Source organism: Gelidibacter salicanalis, from assembly GCF_016469035.1.
In the GTDB taxonomy this organism is placed as follows: Bacteria; Bacteroidota; Bacteroidia; order Flavobacteriales; family Flavobacteriaceae; genus Gelidibacter; species Gelidibacter salicanalis_A.
On sequence record NZ_JAEHJZ010000010.1, the window covers coordinates 115,670 to 138,788 of the forward strand.

18 protein-coding genes are annotated in these 23,119 nt (G+C 36.9%); 9 read left to right on the top strand and 9 right to left on the bottom strand.

The window, feature by feature from the left end; all coding sequences use genetic code 11:
* Positions 1-98: 98 nt before the first annotated feature.
* From JEM65_RS06520 to JEM65_RS06535, 4 genes are all read right to left on the bottom strand, one after another.
* Positions 99-1,646, bottom strand: a complete 1,548-nt coding sequence (locus tag JEM65_RS06520; RefSeq protein WP_199598139.1) for a M20/M25/M40 family metallo-hydrolase — start codon at positions 1,644-1,646, stop codon at positions 99-101.
* A gap of 319 nt (positions 1,647-1,965) precedes the next feature.
* Entirely contained in the window at positions 1,966-4,722 is a 2,757-nt protein-coding gene (locus tag JEM65_RS06525) for a TonB-dependent receptor (protein ID WP_199598140.1), read from the bottom strand.
* A 42-nt stretch (positions 4,723-4,764) separates the two neighbouring features.
* Positions 4,765-5,622, bottom strand: a complete 858-nt coding sequence (locus tag JEM65_RS06530) for a GLPGLI family protein (RefSeq protein WP_199598141.1) — start codon at positions 5,620-5,622, stop codon at positions 4,765-4,767.
* A 107-nt stretch (positions 5,623-5,729) separates the two neighbouring features.
* Positions 5,730-6,560: a GLPGLI family protein gene (locus tag JEM65_RS06535; protein WP_233530549.1), complete on the bottom strand. Its 831-nt coding sequence runs from the start codon at positions 6,558-6,560 to the stop codon at positions 5,730-5,732.
* Between the two features lie 129 nt (positions 6,561-6,689).
* Between JEM65_RS06535 and JEM65_RS06540 the strand changes: the two genes are divergently transcribed.
* From JEM65_RS06540 to ppk1, 7 genes are all read left to right on the top strand, one after another.
* Positions 6,690-8,252, top strand: a complete 1,563-nt coding sequence (locus JEM65_RS06540; RefSeq protein WP_199598142.1) for a sensor histidine kinase — start codon at positions 6,690-6,692, stop codon at positions 8,250-8,252.
* A complete protein-coding gene (locus JEM65_RS06545) occupies positions 8,245-8,928 on the top strand; it encodes a response regulator transcription factor (protein WP_199598143.1) in 684 nt (227 codons plus the stop codon). Before JEM65_RS06540 ends, JEM65_RS06545 begins: the two co-directional genes overlap by 8 nt.
* Before the next feature lie 63 nt (positions 8,929-8,991).
* Positions 8,992-9,180 (top strand): hypothetical protein, encoded by a 189-nt coding sequence (locus JEM65_RS06550; RefSeq protein WP_199598144.1) that lies wholly within the window; start codon positions 8,992-8,994, stop codon positions 9,178-9,180.
* Positions 9,177-9,500, top strand: a complete 324-nt coding sequence (locus tag JEM65_RS06555) for a hypothetical protein (RefSeq protein WP_199598145.1) — start codon at positions 9,177-9,179, stop codon at positions 9,498-9,500. Before JEM65_RS06550 ends, JEM65_RS06555 begins: the two co-directional genes overlap by 4 nt.
* A gap of 32 nt (positions 9,501-9,532) precedes the next feature.
* Positions 9,533-10,312 carry a hypothetical protein gene (locus JEM65_RS06560; protein WP_199598146.1) on the top strand — a complete coding sequence of 260 codons (780 nt, stop codon included), beginning with the start codon at positions 9,533-9,535 and terminating at the stop codon, positions 10,310-10,312.
* A gap of 2 nt (positions 10,313-10,314) precedes the next feature.
* A complete protein-coding gene (locus JEM65_RS06565) occupies positions 10,315-10,929 on the top strand; it encodes a deoxynucleoside kinase (protein WP_199598147.1) in 615 nt (204 codons plus the stop codon).
* A 117-nt stretch (positions 10,930-11,046) separates the two neighbouring features.
* A complete protein-coding gene (gene ppk1, locus JEM65_RS06570; RefSeq protein WP_199598148.1) occupies positions 11,047-13,098 on the top strand; it encodes a polyphosphate kinase 1 in 2,052 nt (683 codons plus the stop codon).
* 174 nt (positions 13,099-13,272) lie between these two features.
* Here the strand turns inward: ppk1 and JEM65_RS06575 are convergent, their stop codons facing one another.
* The 4 genes from JEM65_RS06575 to JEM65_RS06590 form a co-directional block, all read right to left on the bottom strand.
* A complete protein-coding gene (locus JEM65_RS06575) occupies positions 13,273-14,289 on the bottom strand; it encodes an App1 family protein (RefSeq protein WP_199598149.1) in 1,017 nt (338 codons plus the stop codon).
* A gap of 1 nt (position 14,290) precedes the next feature.
* On the bottom strand, positions 14,291-15,556 hold the full coding sequence (locus JEM65_RS06580; RefSeq protein ID WP_199598150.1) for an MgtC/SapB family protein: 1,266 nt from the start codon (positions 15,554-15,556) through the stop codon (positions 14,291-14,293).
* 346 nt (positions 15,557-15,902) lie between these two features.
* Positions 15,903-18,293, bottom strand: coding sequence for a sodium-translocating pyrophosphatase (locus JEM65_RS06585; protein WP_199598151.1), 2,391 nt, complete (start codon positions 18,291-18,293; stop codon positions 15,903-15,905).
* Between the two features lie 119 nt (positions 18,294-18,412).
* Complete coding sequence (locus JEM65_RS06590) at positions 18,413-18,940, bottom strand: inorganic diphosphatase (protein ID WP_199598152.1); 528 nt, start codon at positions 18,938-18,940, stop codon at positions 18,413-18,415.
* Positions 18,941-19,267: 327 nt separating this feature from the next.
* Between JEM65_RS06590 and JEM65_RS06595 the strand changes: the two genes are divergently transcribed.
* Both JEM65_RS06595 and JEM65_RS06600 read left to right on the top strand, forming a co-directional pair.
* Positions 19,268-19,792 (top strand): hypothetical protein, encoded by a 525-nt coding sequence (locus tag JEM65_RS06595; protein ID WP_199598153.1) that lies wholly within the window; start codon positions 19,268-19,270, stop codon positions 19,790-19,792.
* Between the two features lie 215 nt (positions 19,793-20,007).
* On the top strand, positions 20,008-20,532 hold the full coding sequence (locus JEM65_RS06600) for a hypothetical protein (RefSeq protein ID WP_199598154.1): 525 nt from the start codon (positions 20,008-20,010) through the stop codon (positions 20,530-20,532).
* A 45-nt stretch (positions 20,533-20,577) separates the two neighbouring features.
* Here the strand turns inward: JEM65_RS06600 and JEM65_RS06605 are convergent, their stop codons facing one another.
* Entirely contained in the window at positions 20,578-23,076 is a 2,499-nt protein-coding gene (locus JEM65_RS06605) for a DUF5686 and carboxypeptidase-like regulatory domain-containing protein (RefSeq protein WP_199598155.1), read from the bottom strand.
* Positions 23,077-23,119: the final 43 nt, after the last annotated feature.

Here is a 23,119-nt window from a genome sequence, read left to right on the forward strand (position 1 = left end):
TTCGGACTCCTACCGGAGAACACATCTCAAATATGCAATTCTCAAGGACTTGTTTTAGTTTTGAGACTCCTTCTTTTTATGAACTCTATTCTTGAAAATCAATCCAATCCGCCTTTACGTTCTGGAGAACGTTGTGTTGGCCATTCTAGTTGCTTTCCTGTACGTTCACTTACCGGTAATATGATTTTTTCAGTTGAAACTTTGGTATCGTCTTCACTAGCCATATACGCTAAAATAGCTGTTAAGATGGCGTTGCTTCTCACATCGTCAAATACAATTTTATCATACGTATCTCTGTTGGTGTGCCAGGTGTAATTCCAATAAGACCAGTTTAAGGAACTCAAGTTAAATGCAGGTGCGCCAGCCGCTACAAAAGAGGCGTTATCTGAACCCCCGCCACTTGGAGAGCCAGGGAAATGCGTTTCAATATGCTTTGTGATTTCTTTAGGCGCTGCACTTAACCAACGGGTCAAATACTCATAAGAATGTAAAAATCCTGCACCATTCATATTTACCACACGTCCTGTACCATTGTCTTGATTGAATACCGCTTGGATATTTTCTATCATCTCAGGATGATCTTCAACAAAAGCACGAGAACCATTTAAACCTTGTTCTTCACTTCCCCAGTGCCCCACTAAGATGGTACGTTTTGGGTTAGGGTAAAATTTCTTCAATAAACGCATGGCTTCCATCATCACAAGAGTACCAGTGCCGTTATCTGTTGCACCTGTAGCCCCATCCCAAGAGTCAAAATGTGCTGAAAGAATCACATATTCGTCTGGTTTTTCACTTCCTTTTATTTGTGCCACTGTATTAAATGTGGGTGCTACGCCCAAATCTTTAGACTCCGCTACCACTTTAATTTTCGGTTTATCACCATATTCTGCCAAACGGTACAGCATGCCATAATCTTCCAGCTCCAGATCAATGGTTGGGATTTTCTTGGTTCTTGAAGCAAATATTTTATTCGCTCCAAATCCTTTTGACCAATACGAAGATACAATACCTACAGCGCCTACATTTTCTAAAGCTTCAATGATAGAACGAGAATTGTATCCTGTTCTTCGCATATTATCCTGAAAATTTTTAGACAACGAATCGCGATCTTTTTTCATTTTTTCAAAAGATTCTGGCGTTGCAAATTCTTCCCAGTTATAATCTGGTCTTCCTGTAATTTGGTACTCCGAAATCATTACGAACTTACCCTTGGCATTTTTCAACCAATTTTTAAATTCCATTGAATCTTTTACGGTGGGAAGGGTAATCACCTCAGCAGTTATGCCTTTTGGACCTGTACTTGGGCTCCATGCCAATTGCATACCGTCCAAACTTTGAATACGAGGTGATACCATATCGATATGGCTGATACCACGTTGCCAAGCTTTCCATTCGCCATACTGTTGGTTTTCTGCTGGGATTCCCCATTTTTCATACGTTGCCACAGCCCAATCGTGAGCTTGTTTCATTTCAGGTGTGCCCACCAAACGCGGACCAATAACGTCCAGTAATTCATGCCCTAAATTTTCCAACTGGGAATTTTCAGTGGCTTCTTTAATCATGTTTTCAATAACTGCATTTTTCTCTTGAGCGGTTACAGTTAGCATAGCGCACAAAAGGAATAGGCCTAAAAATAGTCTTTTCATTTCTAGAAGTTTTATATAGTAAATTAAGCGACTGAAAATACAACTATTATTTAAGATAGTGTCCCAAACCACTTGATAAAAGAATTTCAAATACTGATATTTTTCGCAGAAGTATTTAAGATTTCCATTGTTTTGAGAATCTTATATAACCTTCGCTCTCGTGCCTATTCAAGACGAGGATTTCAATTGAAATTTTCATTGGGAATCTATAATGTTGTTTTAACACCAGTTGATTATAAGCAGACCCTACTATTCCAAAAATAGAAATCGGCAATCTCATATGAAATTGCCGATTTGAATTGGTGAATTTTTATTTTGCTTACAATGTATAAATAACTCTAAAAGTTACAAAACGCGGCAAGACAAAGGTTTCTGAACTGTAAACTGAAATATTATTAGATCCATTGTTGATATTGGAATCAATATTCAATAAGTTGGACGCTCTTAGCTCATATTCCCATTTAGCATCCTTATCTTTTCTATAGGCTAAACTTGCGTTCCAGGTTTGGTAAGAATCTGACGGACCAATATCACTAGTTTGCTTTGTATAAGAATAATCCGTTCTAAGGGTGAAGGCATTCCAAATATAGGCGTCAAATTCTACAGACGGTGCACTAGTAATAAACTGCGTATCATTAGTGCCTTGATTATTGTTTGTTACTCGGTATTGATATTTTAGAGAAATATTAGGAGCGGTCTTAAAATTAGTTCTTAATTCTGGGGTATAGCTTTGAGAAAAACTTTCATTAACCGATCTTCTGTCCTGTATAAATTGATTGCTTTTACTATAATTATAATTAACACCAAATCCCGCTCTCAACTTGCCAAAGGTGCGTTGTACACGGCCAAATGCTGATACACTTTCATCCGCAAAATTTGAATTGAAATAGGTACTGGTTCTAATCACATTGTCAAACTGAGTGATGGATCTAATTTGATCTATATTTTTATTATAGTTTAAAACAGCAAAAATGTTGGTATAATTAAACAAATTGAAACTAAAGTAGCGTAAACTTAAATTGTGCGATAAGGCATTTTGTAAATCTGGTGTACCGTATTGAATGCTATTATAATTATTCAAAATTAAACCTTCAGCTAACTTTGTAACATCTGTAAATGAGTTTTGCATGCTATAACGAAAGGTTAAACTTTCGCTCTTCTTAAATTGAATCAGCGTTTCGAAATCTGGTAAGATCTTGAAAAAATTATCTTCATACCTTTCTCCAAATTGCGTATTATTATTTCCATAAGCATGAAGAGAGAACCCAGGAGTAAAGGTGAATATTCCAGATTTCAATCTGTAATGCACCCCTAAATAGACATCGCTAAAACTGTACTCGGTATCGTTTTCATTGCGCAACACGTTACCGTCACTATCGGTTATGTTTGCTTCAGGATCAAAGTAGGAACCATCATCTAAAAATTGGAAAATATTGGAATCAAATTGTTGATTGCTCAAAATCGTACCTAAGGTGAAATTGATATTACTCTTTGCATTCAAAATATAATAATAGTCTAGCTTGGCATCCAGTTGATTGGATTTAATACGTCGTTCCTGATTTAAGTTATAAGCCAATTGATCTCTGTTAAACCCTAAACCAGCTGCCGTATTATCAAAAGCATCACGTTCATTTGGTACTCCATCATTATTGGTAGGATCATTCACCAAAAGGGCATTGTAAAACGGATCTTCGTCCTTAAATAAATGTTGGGCTTCAAAAGCAAAAATGTGCTTTTCATTTAAAGTGTAATAGTAATTGATATTTTGATTGATACTAAAGGGTTTCGCTTCATCTAATTGATTGGTATTTCCAACTACCGATGAAACTATTCCGTTGGCTTCAGAATCGTTGGAAATTCGACCTAATACATCATAATCCAACTGATTATTTACATTAGGTTTATAACGTAGACTCAATTTCCCCAACCCTTGACTTGTTGCTTCCCTCCCAATCTCTACCTTTTCTTCATCCGGAATCCCCAAATCTGAATCCGTATAACGCACAAAACTCTCTTGGCGCGTTTTTAGTCTGTTGCTGTTATATATTGCAAATCCGCTAATATCCAGATCTTTGTTTGGTGCGTAACTAAAATTAAAGGCACTTAATTTTGATTCTATGGTTTGGGCATTCCCAAGATTGGTTAAACTCCCCAAACCATTATCGCCTAAATTAATGCGTGTGCCACTATTGCTGCTTGGGCGTCTAAAACCACCTCCAAAATTTCTAATGTCACGTCCTGTAAGTGCAACCTCGCCAGTATTATTGATGTCACCAATAACGTTGATACTGTATTTGGGGCTGTAATAAAACAATTTGGGCTGTACCAAATACAACTCGTCATTTGGCGAAGGCGCAACACCTCCCCCAACGGTTACATTACCAAACCAAAAGTTCTCCTTGCCTTCTTTTAATTTAATATTAATGGCCACATTATCCTGGTTATTTTGCACCCCGCTCAACTGACCAACTTCAGCATAATTGCGCAGTACTTGTATTTTGTCTACAGCGTTTGATGGAATATTTTTAGTGGCTAATTTTGAATCGCCATCGAAAAAGTCCTTTCCGTTGACCATTAATTTATTGACCACTTTACCCTCTACTTCAATTTTCCCATCGGCATTAATTTCTACGCCAGGCAAATTCTTTAAAACATCTTCAAGTTTTCGTTCTGTGCCTTTATTAAACGAATCGGCATTATACGTCAGTGTATCCCCCTTAATGGTTACTGGCATATCATAGGTCAGATGAATCGCATCTAGCGTGTTGTCATCTTTTAAAGTGAAATTCTTGGTGAGATCCGCCTCTTTTATCGCTAAAACCTCTTCAAAAGTCTTCATCCCTATGTAACTCACTTGAATGGTATAGGTGTTATTTTTGGTCAGAGCGAGTTTGTACTGGCCCTGCGCATTAGAAATACCGTAGGACTCCAAACCCTTGGTTTCTTGATTTATGGCGATAACATTAGCAAGCTCTAATGGGTTGCCAATACTATCTTTTACAACGCCTTCTACTTTTATTTGAGCAACAGCCGTGCCTACTACTAAAAGTAGCGCCAGTGTAATGAAATGTTTCATTCTAAAAATTTTGATGTGGTTAGTTAAGTTAGATCAGGGAAGTTAGTTACGGCCACGACCTCTACCGCCGTTCATTTCCCGCATTTCTTCTGTTTTTTCTTTTACGATAGCTTCGTATTCCGTTTTGGTAACTTCCTTGCCTTTTGATGGCGCCTTAATCTCCAGTTTATCTGTTGGATTGATTTCAATTTTCGTACACAAAATTGTAGTACGACCTGCGTTGACTTCTAATATCAGACCCGGAAGACCCCAATATTCACCAGGACCTTGGTTGACCGGAATTTGTGGCGTATACCAAGCGGTAACTATTATTTCCTTTGGCACTTCAAGGGCATCGGCCGAATTCGTTTTAGTAGAATCTTTCCTGCTTTCATCAGTTCTATTACGACGACTCATATTAGTGACATCCAAATCATTCCCCTTTTTAACGGCCGTTGCCTTAAAACTTAAATACTGACCAATTTGTTTGGACTCATTTTCCATTTTCCATTCCAGTTGCGGGATCGAATCCTTAATTAGAAACTGCTTCCCAAAAAACTCTTGGTCTTGAATGAGTTGTTGATCTTTTACATTTTTATATTGAGGACCCGCGGTAAAACTACCCATTATACCGCCCATTCGGCCACCGCCACCACCGCCTGGAGCTGCTAATTTTTCTTCTTCTTTATAAATGGACTCTGTCCTATTGAAACTTAAGACGTAAGTTTTCTCTAGCATATTCTTCATGCGTTCCGCAAACATTTTCTTCTGTTGCTCGCTCATTTGGTCACCACCAAAGTTGCTCATGTCCATGCTGGTTTTGGACATATAAATTGCCCTTCCCTGAAATTCTTGCGCCATTAAGCTCCCAGAACCTAAAAGCATTAGAAATGAAAAAAATGTAATTGTGACTAATTTCATATTTTAAAGTTTAATAACGGGATGTGCTGTTCAGATGACATACCGTTGCCGTTTGACTCTCTAAAGATTGAATAGTTAAACGGCTAAACGTTAAATTTATCTTAAAACTATCCGCCTGAACTAAATATCACCGTATTCCCGTTTTTACTTCTAGAATTCATTTGATCCATCATTTCGTTGTTTTTCTTTTCTAGAATCTCGTTAAATTCCTGTTGTGTGACTTCCTTTCCCTTCTTAGGTTCAACAATGGCGATTTCTTCTGCAGGATTGATTACAATTTTAGTGCAAACCAGAGTTAAATCACCATCATTTATTTCCAAGATTAACCCTGGAAGTCCGAAAAACCGTGCAGGCCCATTACTTATAGGCACTTGTGGCGTGTACCATGCTGTAGTTATAACTTCTTTCGTTATTGTTTCCATACCGTTATCTTCAGTAAGCGTTTGTGTTTTTACCTCTGCCTTAAACTGTGCCTTGAAACAGGTGTACTGCCCAATGTTTTTGGTTTCGTTGAGTAGTTCCCAAGTTTTTCCTGCTAAAGAATCCTTAACTAAAAATTGCTTTCCGTAAATTTCTGTTTGATTGGTAAACCTTTGTTCTTTAATGTTTTTGTAAATGATGTCCGAACCGTCTGAAATTGTAATTTTAATACCGCTGCTTGAAGGCATTGGCGCTTCCAATTTTTCGTTTTTCTTATATAGCGATTCATTTTTATTGAAGGTCAATGTGTATTCCTGTTGGAATTGTCTTTTTAATTGTTCTTGAATTTGTTTTTGAACTTCTTTGTTTTCATTGCCTTCCTTGACTTTAAAGTCAACTTTACGATGAGATTTGTAGGTGGCGACGCCTTGAAAATCTTGAGCATTCATTAGCAAAACCATAAACAAGGCTGCCACTACTAATACTTTTTGTGTTACTTTTTGTGTGCATTTCATCATTCTATACGTTTTGATTAATTATATTACAGATTACAAAGATTGATCATATCTCAATCAAATTGCGTTAATGAGTGTTAACGAGTGTTAACCGATATACACTGATCACACCCAACTCATTACCTTTGATCTATGACGACAAAGAATTATTTATGGATTTTATATGCCATTACGGCCACCATCGTCATTACAATTGGTGTGCAAGTTTATTGGAACTATACTAATTACGAACTGAATAAGCAACGCGTAACCAATGAAATTCAGCTAAGCATTGATAATGCTTTGGAGGAATATTATGCCGAAATTGCCAAATCCAGCTTTTTTACCATCATAAAGCCTGACACATCCTCAAAAGCTGATACCACTGTTAAAAATTCCAACCTATCAAATTTATTAAAGAAAGGAACCCAATTCGAATCCATGAAAATTTCTTCCCTTAAATTTGAATCTCAGACTAATATTGATTCAATGATTTTGAGTGTGAAAGAAGAAATGAACAAAACACTACTATCGGCAGGTAAGACACTTTTAGACAGTGTTTCTGGTTTTACGCAGTTATCCGACAATACTATTGGATATCATGTTGAAAAAGGGAAGCAGGGCGAAGTCGTTCAGATATTAAAAGGTAAAAAAGTATATGACAGCATTACTAAGCTCAAAAGATTAAATACCATTATGATTTCAATGGATCGTAATACTTTGGAGTATGCCCAGGTGGATTCTTTATTGAAAATCCAGTTTGAACAGAAGAATATTTCTCCTAATTATAATATTAAACATTTTAAAAGTGATTCACTTGTTTATAGTTTAAATTCAGACTTAAATAGTGAAGAACTAATGTCGGTCAGTTCGAAATCGACCTACCTAAAACCAAAGGAGCTTGTCGTTTTAGAATTCGAAAATCCGCTGAAAGATGCTTTAAAGTTAAGTTTTACTGGCATTTTGATTTCATTCTTTCTTGCCGCGGCCATCATATCCTGTTTGTTTTATTTACTCAACATCATCAGAAACCAAAAACAAGTGGCAGAAGTTAAAAATGATCTCATCAGCAATATCACCCACGAGTTTAAAACGCCTATTTCAACAATTGGCGTGGCGCTTGAAGGCTTAAAGAACTTTAATGCACTAGATGATAAGGTTAAAACACTAAACTATTTGAGTATTTCCAACGATCAATTGGAGAAGCTCAATGTGATGGTCGAAAAATTATTGGAAACGGCAACCTTGGATAGTGACAACCTAGAATTGCATAAAGAACACATAAATATGGTTGAGATTATTCAACAATTAGTTGAAAAACACGATTTACGAAACGAAGGAAAAAAGATTAATTTTCATAATGCTAATGATACCATTTCTGCCAACGTCGATACTTTTCATATTGAAAACGCCATCAATAATATTATCGACAATGCGATTAAGTATGGTGGAGAGAAAATTACAATTGAGCTTAAGCAAAATTCATTTGCAACCGCAATTTCTATAGCTGACAATGGTAACAGCTTAAAAAACATCAACAAAGATAAGATATTTGAAAAATTCTATCGTGTACCCAAAGGAAACACACATGATGTTAAAGGTTTCGGAATAGGATTATATTACTCCAAAAAAATTATTGAAAATCACGGCGGCACCATCCAGTTGAATTTAGATAATCAACTGACCACTTTTAAAATCAGCCTCCCAAATGAATAAACCAATCACTATACTTTTAGCCGAAGACGAACCTGCTTTAGGGCATATCATAAAAGAGAGTTTAGAAACACGAAACTTTAAGGTTCTGCTTTGCGACAATGGCGAAAAAGCAAAACACGTTTATCAAGAGCAAAAACCCGAACTTTTAGTGCTGGATGTGATGATGCCAAAAAAAGATGGTTTTACCTTAGCCAAGGAAATTAGAACCTTGGACCGCACCATTCCCATCATCTTTTTGACTGCAAAATCACAAACCAAAGACGTCGTTGAAGGTTTTACCATTGGTGGCAATGATTATTTAAAAAAACCTTTTAGTATGGAGGAGTTGATCGTTAGAATAAATAATCTGTTAGAGAGAACCAATCTTCAAAAGACAACAGAAATATTAACGCTAGGCGATTACACCTTTAATTTCCCAAAACAAACGCTTAAATTGAGAAATGATGGGATTACGCAACTTACACATCGGGAAGCACAGTTATTGTTTCATCTTATAAAAAATAAAAATCAGGTTTTAGACCGCAAGCTTATTCTTAATAAGCTTTGGGGAGATGATGATTTTTTCAACGGCAGAAGTATGGATGTTTTTATATCTAAGCTCCGTAAGAAGTTGAGCGCCGATGAAAAAATTCAAATTTTAAATGTTAGGGGGTTTGGTTATAAGTTAATCTGCTAATTATGGTTTGATTTTTGTAAATTGTAACGAGTTGATAACAAATACATAATTAAAATGGAACAGTTGGCAAAAAAGAAAGAACTTATTGAGTGGTTGATGGGTTTAGAAAATGACGTGATTTTAGATAAAATAGACGAATTAAAGAAACAGAACACGTATGATTTTGGAAATAATTTCCAGACTGGTCTCAAATTAGAAGAGTTCAGAAGTGAAATCAAGAAGCGAATACAGAATTACAGCTCAAATAAATGATTATTTTTCAAGACAATGTCATTAAAGAATTTGATGATTTGATTTTCGACCTCTATTCCAAAGACTATTTTTCTCCGAAACAATCAGCCGAAGTCTATGTCGATAGAATTATTGATTTCATTAAAGAAAGCATTGAAACTTTTCCTTCACAAAAAACACCTCAAAAATTACATCATTTTGGTTCAAAGTATATGTTCTATAAATCTAATAGTAGAACCACTTGGTTTATTTTTTACGAAAGCGAATACCAGAAATATTTAATAACGAAAATCATAAACAATCATATTCGAGACTCAAATTATCTCCATGGAGATAAATAATTAAGGATATCGAGTCTCATTATCGGCACACTATGAAAAATCTAATGTACGTTTTGATTTTTGTTTCAACATCACTCCTTTCACAAGAAAGGATAGCGACTACTGCTTTGAAAACCGTTCCACTAAAGGCAGATCAATTGATCACCATTGACAATTTCGGGACGCTTTTTTACGCCTTAGGCAACACCTTTTATAAAACATCACCAGAACACAGTTATACGTATAGCAATGTGCAGTTGGGACCAATCACCTCAGCCAATGTTTTCAATCCGCTAAAAATCAATGTGTTTTACAAAAATTTTAATACCGTAATGATCCTAGACAATCGGTTATCTGAAATTTATAAAATCGACTTCAATACCATTCAGCCTTACAAAAACATAACACATGTATCTACGGGATATGACAACACCATCTGGATTTTTAATCAAGATATCCAACAATTAGAACTTTTTGATTTTAGATTAAACCAACAAAGAGCAACAACCATGCCCGTACAATCCAAAGTCTTGGATTTGAAAAGCAATTACAATTACAGTTGGTTGTTAACGGAAAACTTCCTGTATACCTACAACTATTTTGGAAGTACGGTTGCAAAAATGAAAAATGAAAAGTTCTTAAAAATAGCAGAAGACAATGGCAATTTGATCATCCAAACTAAAAAGGGACTATTTTATCTCCCCAAAAATACAGACCAACCCGTACCCATCCAACTGCCTGAAATGTTGATAAAACAGTTTTTAGTAACCAATGAAAGCTTGTATATTTACGCCGATGAAACGCTTTATCAATTCCAACTAAAACTGAAATAAATATGCATGTTGCAATAGCCGGAAACATTGGTGCAGGGAAAACCACGCTTACAAAATTATTAGCCAAACATTACCGATGGGAACCCCAATTAGAGGATGTTGTTGACAATCCATATTTGGACGATTTCTACAATCAAATGGAACGTTGGAGTTTTAACTTACAAGTTTATTTTTTGAATAGCCGTTTTAGACAAATTTCTTTAATTCGCGAAAGCGGAAAGGATATCATTCAGGACAGAACCATTTATGAAGACGCCCATATTTTTGCGCCTAATCTTCATGCCATGGGCTTAATGACCAACCGTGATTTTGAAAATTACCGCTCATTATTTGAACTTATGGAGTCTTTTGTACAAGGTCCTGACCTGCTTATTTACCTACGCAGTTCAATTCCTAACTTGGTAAAACAAATCCATAGCCGCGGCCGTGACTATGAAAATTCCATCAGTATAGATTATTTAAGCCGATTGAATGAACGTTATGAAGCCTGGGTTCATGGCTACAAGAAAGGGAAACTTCTTATTATTGACGTTGATAATTTAGATTTTGTATCAAATCCTGAAGATCTGGGTAGCATTATCAATACCATTGATGCCGAGATAAATGGATTATTTTAAGACCTTATCATTTTTCTAACATTTTTCTGTTCTTAAAATTGTAATTTTCCATCCTTAAATTACTTTTAAAAAAAATTTAACAGCTCCATAAAAGGAGATAGTATAGCGACACAATTTATGGCATTACCACTTTATAATTCTAAATATTACCATCGTGATCTCTCTTGGTTACGCTTTAATCACCGTGTGTTACAAGAGGTTGCAGACAAGAGGAATCCGTTGTATGAACGTATAAAGTTCATGGCCATTTTTTCATCTAATTTAGATGAGTTTTTTAGGGTTCGAGTTTCAGATATTAGACAAGTTAAGGATTTGGACAAATCGCTTCGTAAAAAATTGGTTACTAAACCCAATCGCGTTCTCGCCGAAATTAAGGTGCAAGTCAATTTACTTCAGGAAGAATTTGGACAGCTTTTTCAAAATGAAATCATTCCTGATTTAAAAAAGGAAGGCATCCATTTGATAAAATATATAAACTTTTCAGAAAGTCAGAAAAAAGTGGCTGAAGACTATTTTGAAGCTACTTTAAAAGCGAAAATCGACTTAGAAAATTCTATGTTTTCGATCAAGGATGAGGTGTTTGTAGAAAATGAAAGTTCCTACATCACAGCGTTGGTCTCTGAAGACACCTTTCAAGTTGTTCAGATTCCTAAAGATGAACCTCGCTTTTTTGTGTTTCCAGCTGATTCCGATTCGGAAGATAGCCAACATTATATCACCTTTATTGATGATATTATCAAATACAATTTATACAAATCACAGCCAGAACTCGATTTGTCTTATTATGCAATAAAAATCTCAAGAGATGCTGAACTTTATATTGAAGATGAGTTTTCTGGCAACTTGATGGAAAAGATCAAGGAATCACTTCCAATGCGAGAAACAGGTCAGGCAACAAGAGTTTTAATTGACCAACGCATGCCTAAGAACTTTCAAAATGTCTTAAAAAAGGCTTTGGACGTTTCGCATGTAGATGTGGTTTTAGGTGGTACTTACCATAATTTTAAAGATTTTTTCGGATTTCCAAATCCTACAGATAAGGATTTATCTTTTAAACCCCTTCCTCCTCTTGACCATCCGGTAACATCTAAGTATGCCTCTATGTTTGAGGCTATTGACACTAAAGACCAACTGATGCATTATCCGTATCAGACCTTTGAGCCCGTGATTAAATTGTTGGAAGAGGCTGCTGACGATCCGCAGGTGACCACCATAAAAATGACATTGTATCGTGTAGCTGAAGAGTCACGTTTAAATAATGCTATAGCCAAAGCCGCAAAAAACGGCAAAAAAGTGATTATTTTCATTGAAGTGAAAGCCCGTTTTGACGAACATAACAATTTGAAGTGGGGTGAAATTTTTAAAGAAAATGGCGCTCAGGTATTGTACAGTTACCCAGGCATTAAAGTGCATTCTAAAATTTTGTATATAGAACGTCAAGTAGCTGAAGAGCTGAAACCCTATTGCTATATAGGAACGGGTAATTTTAACGAAAAAACCTCTACACTCTATACCGATTTTGGTTTGATGACTAACAACAAAAAGATCACAGAGGATCTTAACAAATTGTTTTTAGTACTTGAAGGAATATTCCTAGTTCCAAAAGCAAAAAAACTATTGGTATCTCCATTTACCATGCGTAATAAATTTGTGAGTTTGGTGGAAAAGGAAATCCACTTAGCCCAGGCAGGTAAAGAAGCATACATCATTTTGAAGATGAATAGTCTTGAAGACAAAAAAATGATCAAGCTACTTTATGAGGCCAGCAACAAAGGGGTGAAAATCCAGTTATTGATAAGAGGCATGTGCAGTTTGGTACCTGGCATCAAAGGGCAGAGTAAAAACATAAAGGTGACCAGTATTTTGGATCGCTTTTTAGAACACGGCCGGGTCTATATTTTTGGCAATGCAGGCGATGAAAAAATGTATATTGGCTCAGCTGACTGGATGACACGTAATTTAACGCATCGTATTGAGGTGGTAACGCCCGTTTTGGATCCCGACAACTTTAAAATAATAAGAGATGTTATCGACATCCAATTGGCCGATACCGTCAAGGCTCGTATTATTGATGCAGAACAGACTAACCAGTATGTAAAGCTTGGCAAGAAACCTGAAGTACGCTCACAATATGAGATTTACGAATATTTCAAGATGATGAAATCGTAGATTTCGATGGAACGCTGATGATGCTGATTATAGCTGATTGGCGCGGCCATTCAGACCTCACAGGTTTTAGAAACCTGTGAGGTCTTTTTCCTTGGCCAAGTTTTAAACCTGAGACCCCGCTAAAAAGTGGGATTAGTTCAACTCTCTGTTTTGAATGCATTGCTTCGCAATTTTTCAAAGCAGGGTTTCACTAATAAATCCATTCTCTCGAGCATGTTCCATCGCCCCCTTACTGCTATCTACCAAAAGCACCGGAATAGTTTTATAATTTTCATATAATCCTTTTACACGCAACATTTTCTTTTTATGTTTTACACTTCTAAGATAAATGGCTAAAATCCGGTCTGGGTTTTCTTCAGCAATTTCCAAATAAATGTCAGCATCATGCTCTCCACTATCGCCTATCAAGATGAGATTCAGCTGCGGATAGGTTTTAAGTATATTTAAAATTTCGCGCTGTTTCTGAGGTTTTTCCTTGTTTTTTTTCCGGTTCATAAAATTACCAAAATCACGAAGTAATATCGGTCCTTTAGGAAAATTGTTCTTTGTTAGAAAGAACTCTAAATATCGGTACATGTTCCAAGGACTATGGCTGACGTAAAATATCGGGTTTGCTTCTTTACCCGTGCTTCCGCGATGTAAGAGGTGATAAAATTCTGCTGCACCTTCCAACGGCGAGCGTTTTGAAGCACGCTTTAAAAACGTATTATAGACTACTCGCCACTTGAGTGTAGATACCAAGCCCGTATGTAAAATGGTATCATCAATATCGCTAGCAACACCAAATGAAATATCTTTTGAAGGTATTAGCATCTCACCAGGAAATCGGTTTTCTAGCTGAATAATCCTGGTAGATGTGAAGTCTTTATAAGCCAATTCAAAAGATAGCCACCCTTCCTCATTGGTCAAAGCATCCAAACCATGTATTGTCAAATCAATCAGAAAATAACCTTTATTATCTGTAACCGTCTCAAAAATCTTTCCGTTAGGTAATTTCAGGAGTAAGATAGTATGCTTTATTTCATCCGTTTCAAAACGCTTATAGGCATTGATCAAAAGCTTTATGGGATGCTTCCCTTCCAAATTGATAGATTCGTCTTCCAGTGCACGTCCTCGCACATACAAATGTGATGCGGTTCCATAACTTTGAAAAACGATGACCTGCAAAGGGTCTTTTTTTAATAATCCCATATTATAAATGCCAAGTATCAGGCCAAAGCCAGAGTATTAATAATCCCGAAGTTAAGGCTATTCCAAAAACCATCATAATCCATTTGGCCATTTCTTTTGCGCCTATCACTATTGCCATGACCCCTTTAAAAACAAGGTTTGAGATTGTCGCTAATAAGATCAAACGCCAACCTAAATCCGTTTCTAGTCGGTCTGCTTTCATCATTTGCGAAAGTGACAAGGTAATAGCATCTACATCAGTAAGTCCGCTAATAATGGAAACGATATACAACGCATTTTCCCCGAATTGTTTTTTGGTAAAAGCCACCAGTAGTAAAATAAAACCATACAACAAACCAAAAATAATGGCACTTTTAAATTGTGCTGGATTTTCAGGTTCTGGCATTTTTTCATCTGTCGTATCTTTATTTACGATATAAAATAGACCTATAGCCAAGAGTGCCACTACAATTATTTCTGCAAGAATTGGTAAAAAGAGTGCCCCCAATTTTTCTGGAACTATCACCGCAATTTCAATAAGAACACGAATCATTGATACCATTGAAGCCGTAGTAATTACAAAAACGGCCATCTTGCTAATGGACCTTTGGTCTTTAGTCTTCCTAGCGTAACTTACCGTGGTGGCCGTACTACTGATCAATCCGCCTAAAATGCCATTAAAAATAATGCCTACTTTCTTCCCTACCAATTTATAAATAAAATAGCCCACAACACTTATTCCTACGATAAGCGTGACCATGAGCCAAATATTTTTTGGGTTGATGACATCTAAAGGACCAAAAGTTCGGTCTGGTAAAATGGGAAGGATGATCAAACTGATTCCCGCCAAGGTCATGATAGCCGATAAATCTTTGTTGCTTAAGCTGTCTATAAAGTCATGGAGTTTCTCTTTAATGTAGAGTAGTACAGCCATAGTAGCGCCTACAAAAATCCCTACCAACTGACTGCCCATAACCAGGTAAGCCCCAATGGCAAACATTAAGAGCGCCGCAACTTCAGTGGTCTGGCCCACGTCTGCCTGATCAAATTTCTTAATTTTAATGTAGTTCGCCATCATTAACATGGCGGCCACGCATAAACCTAAAATTGGCAGGATATAAGGATTATCATATTCCCGAGAAAGAAAACCCGCCATGACCCCTAACATGGAGATCAAGGTAAATGTCCGAACACCAGCCATTTCACTTTTGCTTTTTTGACGTTGTAAGCCCACCAATAAGCCCAAACCAAAAGCGATACCCAAGGTGGTTAAATCATCATAATTCATAAATACTAAGTTAACAAAAAATAGAAAAGGCTACATCATGTCGATGTAGCCTTTATTAAGAATTATATTACAAATTATGTTTGTTCAATAAAGAATTAAGATCCTACCTCGCCGGCCGGCAGGCGCTTCGGTTTTAGTCCCGAGCTATCGGGAAAAGAACAAAGATTTGATTATAATTAACCGATAAACAATCGTCATACAAAATTAAATTCGACCAATCACTCTCAGTGAGATTAGTTAAAGAAAGCATAGTATCATTTTTAAGATTTCGCACCACATCTTGCTTGAACAGACTGTAAACTCCTCACTTATTTAACCGGACAGTCATGACGACAAATCATGTGTATCAAATATCTTTTTTAAGATGGTCAATGGCAGCCTTTACTTCTTCTAAAGTGCCTTCCAAAACACGCTCTTCTTTCATTACTTTGCCATCTTCAGTATAGGTTCTTGTCACAACCGCCTTTGCATTATCTGCATCAACCGTTACCATTTCAATATCAAGAGCATCCGTAACGCCATTAGTGACCTCAACAAACTCCGTACTTGTAACTGTACCTTCTAGGGTGTGTCCGCCTAAAATTGGCGCAATTACCAAACCAATTAAACAGGTCAACTTAATTAAAATATTCATGGATGGTCCTGAAGTATCTTTAAATGGATCTCCAACCGTATCACCCGTTACTGCCGCTTTATGCGCCTCAGAGCCTTTATAGGTCATCTCACCATTGATTAACACCCCAGCCTCAAAGGATTTTTTGGCATTGTCCCAAGCCCCACCAGCATTGTTCTGAAAAATCGCCCATAGCACACCACTTACGGTCACACCAGCCATATAGCCACCTAACATTTCCGCAATGGCCAAATTATTCATTCCGAATATCATCGGGACGAATGCAATCAGCAACGGAAATCCGATAGTCAATAATCCTGGGAGCATCATTTCTCTTAATGAGGCTTCGGTTGATATGGCCACACATTTATCGTATTGTGGCTTCCCCGTGCCTTCCATAATTCCTGGAATCTCTCTAAACTGACGACGCACTTCTTCTACCATTTGCATTGCTGCTTTACCAACGGCGTTCATCGCAAGAGCCGAAAATACTACAGGCACCATCCCGCCAACAAATAACATGGCCAAAACCGGTGCTTTAAAAATATTGATTCCATCAATTCCTGTAAAAGTTACATAAGCGGCAAATAATGCCAAAGAGGTCAATGCTGCAGAGGCGATCGCAAACCCTTTACCTGTAGCTGCAGTGGTGTTTCCAACCGCATCCAAGATATCCGTGCGTTCTCTTACAATAGGGTCTTGCTCACTCATTTCAGCAATTCCTCCTGCGTTATCAGAAATAGGTCCGAAAGCGTCAATAGCCAATTGCATAGCGGTAGTAGCCATCATTGCCGAAGCCGCCAAAGCTACACCGTAAAACCCAGCAAAGGCATAAGATGTCCAAATAGCCCCCGCAAATAACAATACTGATGGAAATGTGGAGATCATCCCCGTTGCTAAACCTGCAATAATATTGGTTCCTGCACCCGTACTTGATTGTTGTACAATTTTTAAGATTGGTTTTTTACCCAGTCCTGTATAGAATTCTGTAATTGATGAAATTACAGCACCAACAACCAATCCTACCAAAGTGGCGTAAAACACACGCATAGAAGATATATCTTGAAGCCCTTCACCAAAGAAATTCATTTGCATGGTTTCTGGCAACATCCATGTTACTAAGGCGAAACAGGACACTGCAACCAAAGCGATAGCCACCCAATTACCAAGATTTAAGGCGCCCATAACTTGTGCTTCCTTGGCATCGTTGCTTTTTATTTTAACTAAAAATGTTCCGATAATGGAAATGATAATCCCAACACCAGCAATAGCCATTGGTAATAATATCGGGCCAATACCTCCAAAGTCGTCAGTAATGGCGCCGCCCATATCTTTAATTACATAGTTTCCTAAAACCATAGCTGCCAAAACGGTGGCTACATAAGAACCAAACAAATCAGCACCCATACCCGCAACATCACCAACATTGTCACCCACGTTATCTGCAATAGTTGCAGGATTACGCGGATCATCTTCAGGAATACCAGCTTCCACTTTTCCCACTAAATCGGCACCCACATCGGCTGCTTTGGTATAGATACCCCCACCAACACGAGCAAATAATGCAATAGATTCTGCCCCAAGTGAAAAGCCAGCCAGCGTTTCTAGAACAATGGTCATGTCCATAGTATTGGTCCAGGCACTACCCATAAAGAACCAAAAGAAAAATATAAAGAAGGATGTTAATCCCAATACCGCTAATCCAGCAACGCCAAGCCCCATTACAGTTCCACCTCCAAATGAAATGTTTAGAGCGTTTGGTAAACTTGTTTTCGCCGCTTGAGTGGTTCTAACGTTTGTTTTAGTTGCGATTTTCATCCCAATATTCCCTGCAAAAGCCGAGAACACTGCTCCAAAAATGAATGCGATTACTATTAGCCAATGTGTTGTTGGTACAACTACTGATACAATAGCAAGCAAAACACTAACAACCACCACAAAAATTGCCAGTAAACGGTATTCAGCATTTAAAAAAGCAAGGGCGCCTTCATAGATATGATCCGAAATCTCTTTCATTTTACCATCTCCAGCGTCTTGTTTCATGACCCAAGACTTCTTTACAAGCATATAAATTAAGCCTAAGGCCGCCATTACAATAGGCATATAAATCATTAGTGATCCCATATCATTATTTTAGATTGATTAATGTTAAACGGTTGCTAAAGTAATTAAATTCACCGATAAACAAAAGAACCCCTTATGTTATATAAGAGGTTCCGAATTTTTATAAGAAAGGAATTACATTAAATAGTAAAATTTCCGTTGGTTTTATGCTCACTGTTTTCGTAACGGAGAACACATTTATTAAGGATGTCATAGGCCTCTTGTGCATCTCCCCATCCACCTACATCAACTTTTTTCTTTTCCAAATCTTTATACACTTGAAAGAAATGCTCAATTTCTTTAATTTGATGAGCATTCACGTCAGATAAATCGTTAAGACTATTCCAAATAGGATCAGAAACTGGTACACAGATTACTTTCTCGTCGTTTCCTTTTTCATCAGCCATATGGAACACACCAATAGGTTTTACTTCAACAACGCACATAGGAAAGGTAGGTTCAGTACCTAACACCAAAACGTCTAATGGATCTCCATCCAAAGCTAGAGTTTCCGGAATGAAACCATAATCAGCAGGATACATCATGGAAGAAAACAACAAACGATCAAAACGGATCTTTTTTAAATCAAAATCGTATTCATATTTGTTACGGCTTCCTTTTGGTATTTCGATTAATACATCAAAAGTTTTTTTTCCTTTAGGACTCATAGTATTTATTTTTAGTAGCCTTTTTAGTAGCGGCTTATGTTATTCAATCTTCATTTTTTCGGCGTGCAAAGATATGCAACTCTTTGTGATAAACAATTGTAGGTGAGAGTTATTTTAAGGCGTCTCGTTCAACCTTATTATATTTAGGATAAAGGACTCAATTTGTAATTTTTGCCAACCATAAACGCTTTGACGCAATTATTGTGCCTTTGATGAAAACATTGTATTTTGGTAGTGGTTAATTCAACCTCAATTTAAACACAACGATATTATATTTCAAAAAAATTTGCCGAATTGATTAATAATCTGAATTACTAGAACTCTCATATGACACAAGATATTTTAATAGGAATACTAGGTTCATCACTCATTTGGATCCTTATACTTTTGATTTTTATTGCCCATCAAAAACAAAAAGGCATGAGTGCTTTAAGAGCAAAAGAAATGGCATTTGAGAAAGAAAAAAATCTGATTCTTGACCAAATGCGTATCGAAAAACAGTCAGAATTTGAAAAGGGCTACGTTTCAGGAGCTGAAAAATCTGATTTTATCATTCATGTGGAGCCGTATAAAAACATGAACGGTAAAAAAAGCTATTTTCAAAACAGTCAGGTGGTAGAAATTGGATATATCTACAGATTATTTGTCAAAGGCATTCCAAGTTTAGACCCACACATTCAAATAGTTGAACGTATTAAATTGAGTGAACTGAATGAACAAAATGTGGACTCTGCACTCGGAAAGTTAGAAATGATCCTCGAAAAAATTCCGAGTCCACATTTGAGATTGGCTGGAAATTTAAAGGACTTCGGGACTGGATTATTAAGAACCATCAAATCAAAACGCAATTAGATAGCCTCAATAAGAATATTACAACTCTAGTATAATGGGTTTTTCGCGCGCATCACCTCCTATTTATGGATTTTAATATTTAAAATTTTCCACGATAGGACTCAGGTTCAATTTATTTTCTCTGTTTTTTTAAAGCGTAAAAATCATTTGGTTTTTTTTCCTACATTAGTCGGCAAATAATCAAGCCTTACAGTAATAAAATCAACCTTAAACTTATGAAAAAAAGTTTCTCTCTTGTTCTGTCATTAATGGTTTTATTCGTGGTTAGCAGCTGTGGATCAGAAGATGATGATACATGTACTAAAATGATAGCTATACCACATTATAAGGTTGTAAACAATCAATTTGAGGCTTATAATGTGACAGAAGAAGTTGCTTGCGACTTTGTTGAACCGGAAAATTCTGGTCCGCCTGAATTACAAAACTTTTCTTATGAAGTATTGTACTTTACATTTATTCCTGATACAGGGCATAAGACCTCTCGTTTAAAATTTGAGATTAAACTTAATAATCCCAATAATTATGCTGTTGAGGGCTTAGCCTTTTTGACCACAAGAGTAGATGGAGACAGTTTTGAATATTATGGCAATTACTCAAAACTCGCTACGGTTTCTTGTAATAAGATTGCTGCCAATTCAAGCTGCACCCTAACATTTGACCAAGAATATGCGTTAAAACCAGAAGAGGAAAACCCAACAGCAATAGAGTTGGTCTCTGTGGCATACTATGTGGCCAATTAACCAGAAACCCTCAAATAACACTCTCAATCGAGCTTGCGGTGGACTCTAAAAATTAAACCCAAAACTACCAGTAACCCCAAAAGAACGCGCATCTGGATTCTCAAGATAATTACCTCTAAAGTTGAAGTCAATACGGAAGATTTTAAAGATATTACCAACGCCCACACTATATTCATAATACATTTTATCCGTTGGTGCTAGATAGGTTAACCCTGAGGCATTTAAAGCTCGGTTGGCTTGCGAAACTTCTCCCCAAACACCCCTGAGACCCACAATCTCACGAAGATTCAATTTTCGCAAAAATGGAATTCGTGAAAAGAAGCGTCCATTAAAATTGTGTTCCAAATGCAATGAGGCATAGGTATCGGTCACAAACTCATAATAATCCAGTTGTGAAAAGGTGTTGTAAATGGAAAAATAAGACTGGTTACCGGGTACAACATTGAGTAAGCCCAAAGGTACCTCACCAAATGTTTTTCCCGCTTCAATTGTCGTGGTTAATCTGCCATAACCACCAACCTGCCAAGGTTGAATATAAGAAAACTGAACTTTGGTATAATCAAAATCACTGTTTAAAATCGATTTGTCGCCTCTAGTGACTTGCGCAAATAAACTTGGATACCCGTCATTAGCATGTCGACGTTCTACTCCAAACCCAGTCATTTTACGACCGGGAAAATAGGACACTGAAAAGGCATTTTCATACTGTTCAATCTCTGACGCAGTGGTGGTTTGCGTTTCATCTGTATAATAATCCAAGCTAAAAGTTTCTGAAGCTGAGCTTAAGGTTCTATAGGTACCACTTAACCTAAACACAAGATTCCTTACAGGCTCCAAGTCCATCGCTACCGTTGTCAAATTGACGTTAGTCAATTTATCGTTGGTACTGGTTCCAATAAGAGAGGATGAGGCCAAACTACGCCCTAAAATATCTGTTGACGAAGTTAAATTGGCGCCTATTTGTTCTACATCCCGTCTATTTCCTGCGGAGATGATAAATCGGTTCTTTTTATCGATAAGCCATTTTCCTGAGATGCCGTATTTAAATTTATCATCATTAAAGCCGTAAGCCAAAAAGCCTTCCATACGCCAAAGATCATTAGGTCCAAAATAAGTTCTACCACCGGTTCTTATTCGGATGCCCTCAACTTCATTATAGCCAAAAGTGGAAAAAATGGGTCCGTAATCAAAATTGATATCCGTAAATTCCACATATCCTGACGCCAAAATAGTCCCTACATTATATAAACGTTTAAACTTTTTGACGGTTTTAAGCGTGTCCAACATTTTATAGACGCCTTTTTCATCCTGACTTAAGGATTCCATTCGGTTCTGATCCCAAAATTCATCGTCTCTATTATAAACGTCTTCATTATAACTGTACACTTCCTTGCTATAAAACTTGTCTTCCTTAGGAATATCAAAAGCATAATTATCATAGAGGGTGGTCCGTTTTCCGTAGATGCCTCGCGATTGCTCCTTTTTATTAAAAGCGAAGTCAGACATAAAGTAATCGCGCTTAATCAAGAATAAAGAATCATTTAGGACCTCAAATTCCTGTTCAATATAAATTTCCTTTACCCAGTTAATATTAGCACTTTTTGACGCCTGCATATTGATTTCCTTAATAGCGAAGGTGGTATCGTTAACCCAAAAATCGCCTTTAAAGGTCAATTCATTTTTACGTCGTGGATAGTAAATAATGTTATAACACCATTTGTTATCAATAAAAGCACTATCAGAAAGCACATAATTATAGGTGTTGACGCCAGTTTTTGACAGTGGGCTCACAAAACTTTTATCGAAAAATTTGAGGTAATTATCGTAAATATCAAAGTCAGAATAGAGATCATCCACAAAATCAATGATCATCTGGTTGTTGCTAAATCCTGAATTTTTATTACCCTTAACATCTTCCTTTTCCTTACTTTTAAGATTATCACCAAACACCTTACTGCGCGCTTCATTGATAAATATAGGCAGGTAGGTTTTTCCGGTCACTTTACTCGTGTCTACTTGATCAAAAACAAACTCCATCCCTTTAAACAACTTGCTTTTAATTAAAGCACTATCAATGGTGTTGATGTCAAACTCTACCTTTTCATACTTGTCATATTCGTATTGCTTAAATTGGCGCAATCCGTTTTGACGTTTGCGTTCCCAAATTTTCTTTAAGATGGCAATGGCAGGATTTTCACTCTCTTTTTTGGATTGTTTTCCGGTAACAATATACACTTCGTCCAATTGCCCTGCAGCTTCCTTTAAGATGAATTTGAGGTCGTAGTTGACTTTTTTTGGCAACGGAATCTCTAAGCTTTCATACCCAAGGAAGGAAACCATAAGCGTCTCATAAGTGTTGTCAGATTCTAGATAAAACCGGCCTTCTTCATTAGTAATCGTGCCTTCAGTAGATCCTTTGAAAAACACATTGGCATAGGCTACAGACACATTACTCTCATCAAACACAACACCGCTTACTTTGGTTTGAGCGAAGACGGAACACATTCCGAAGAAAAAAAACAGGAGACGTAGAGTTAGTTTCATAAGACAAAAAAACTTCATTGACACCATTGTCAATGAAGTTTGG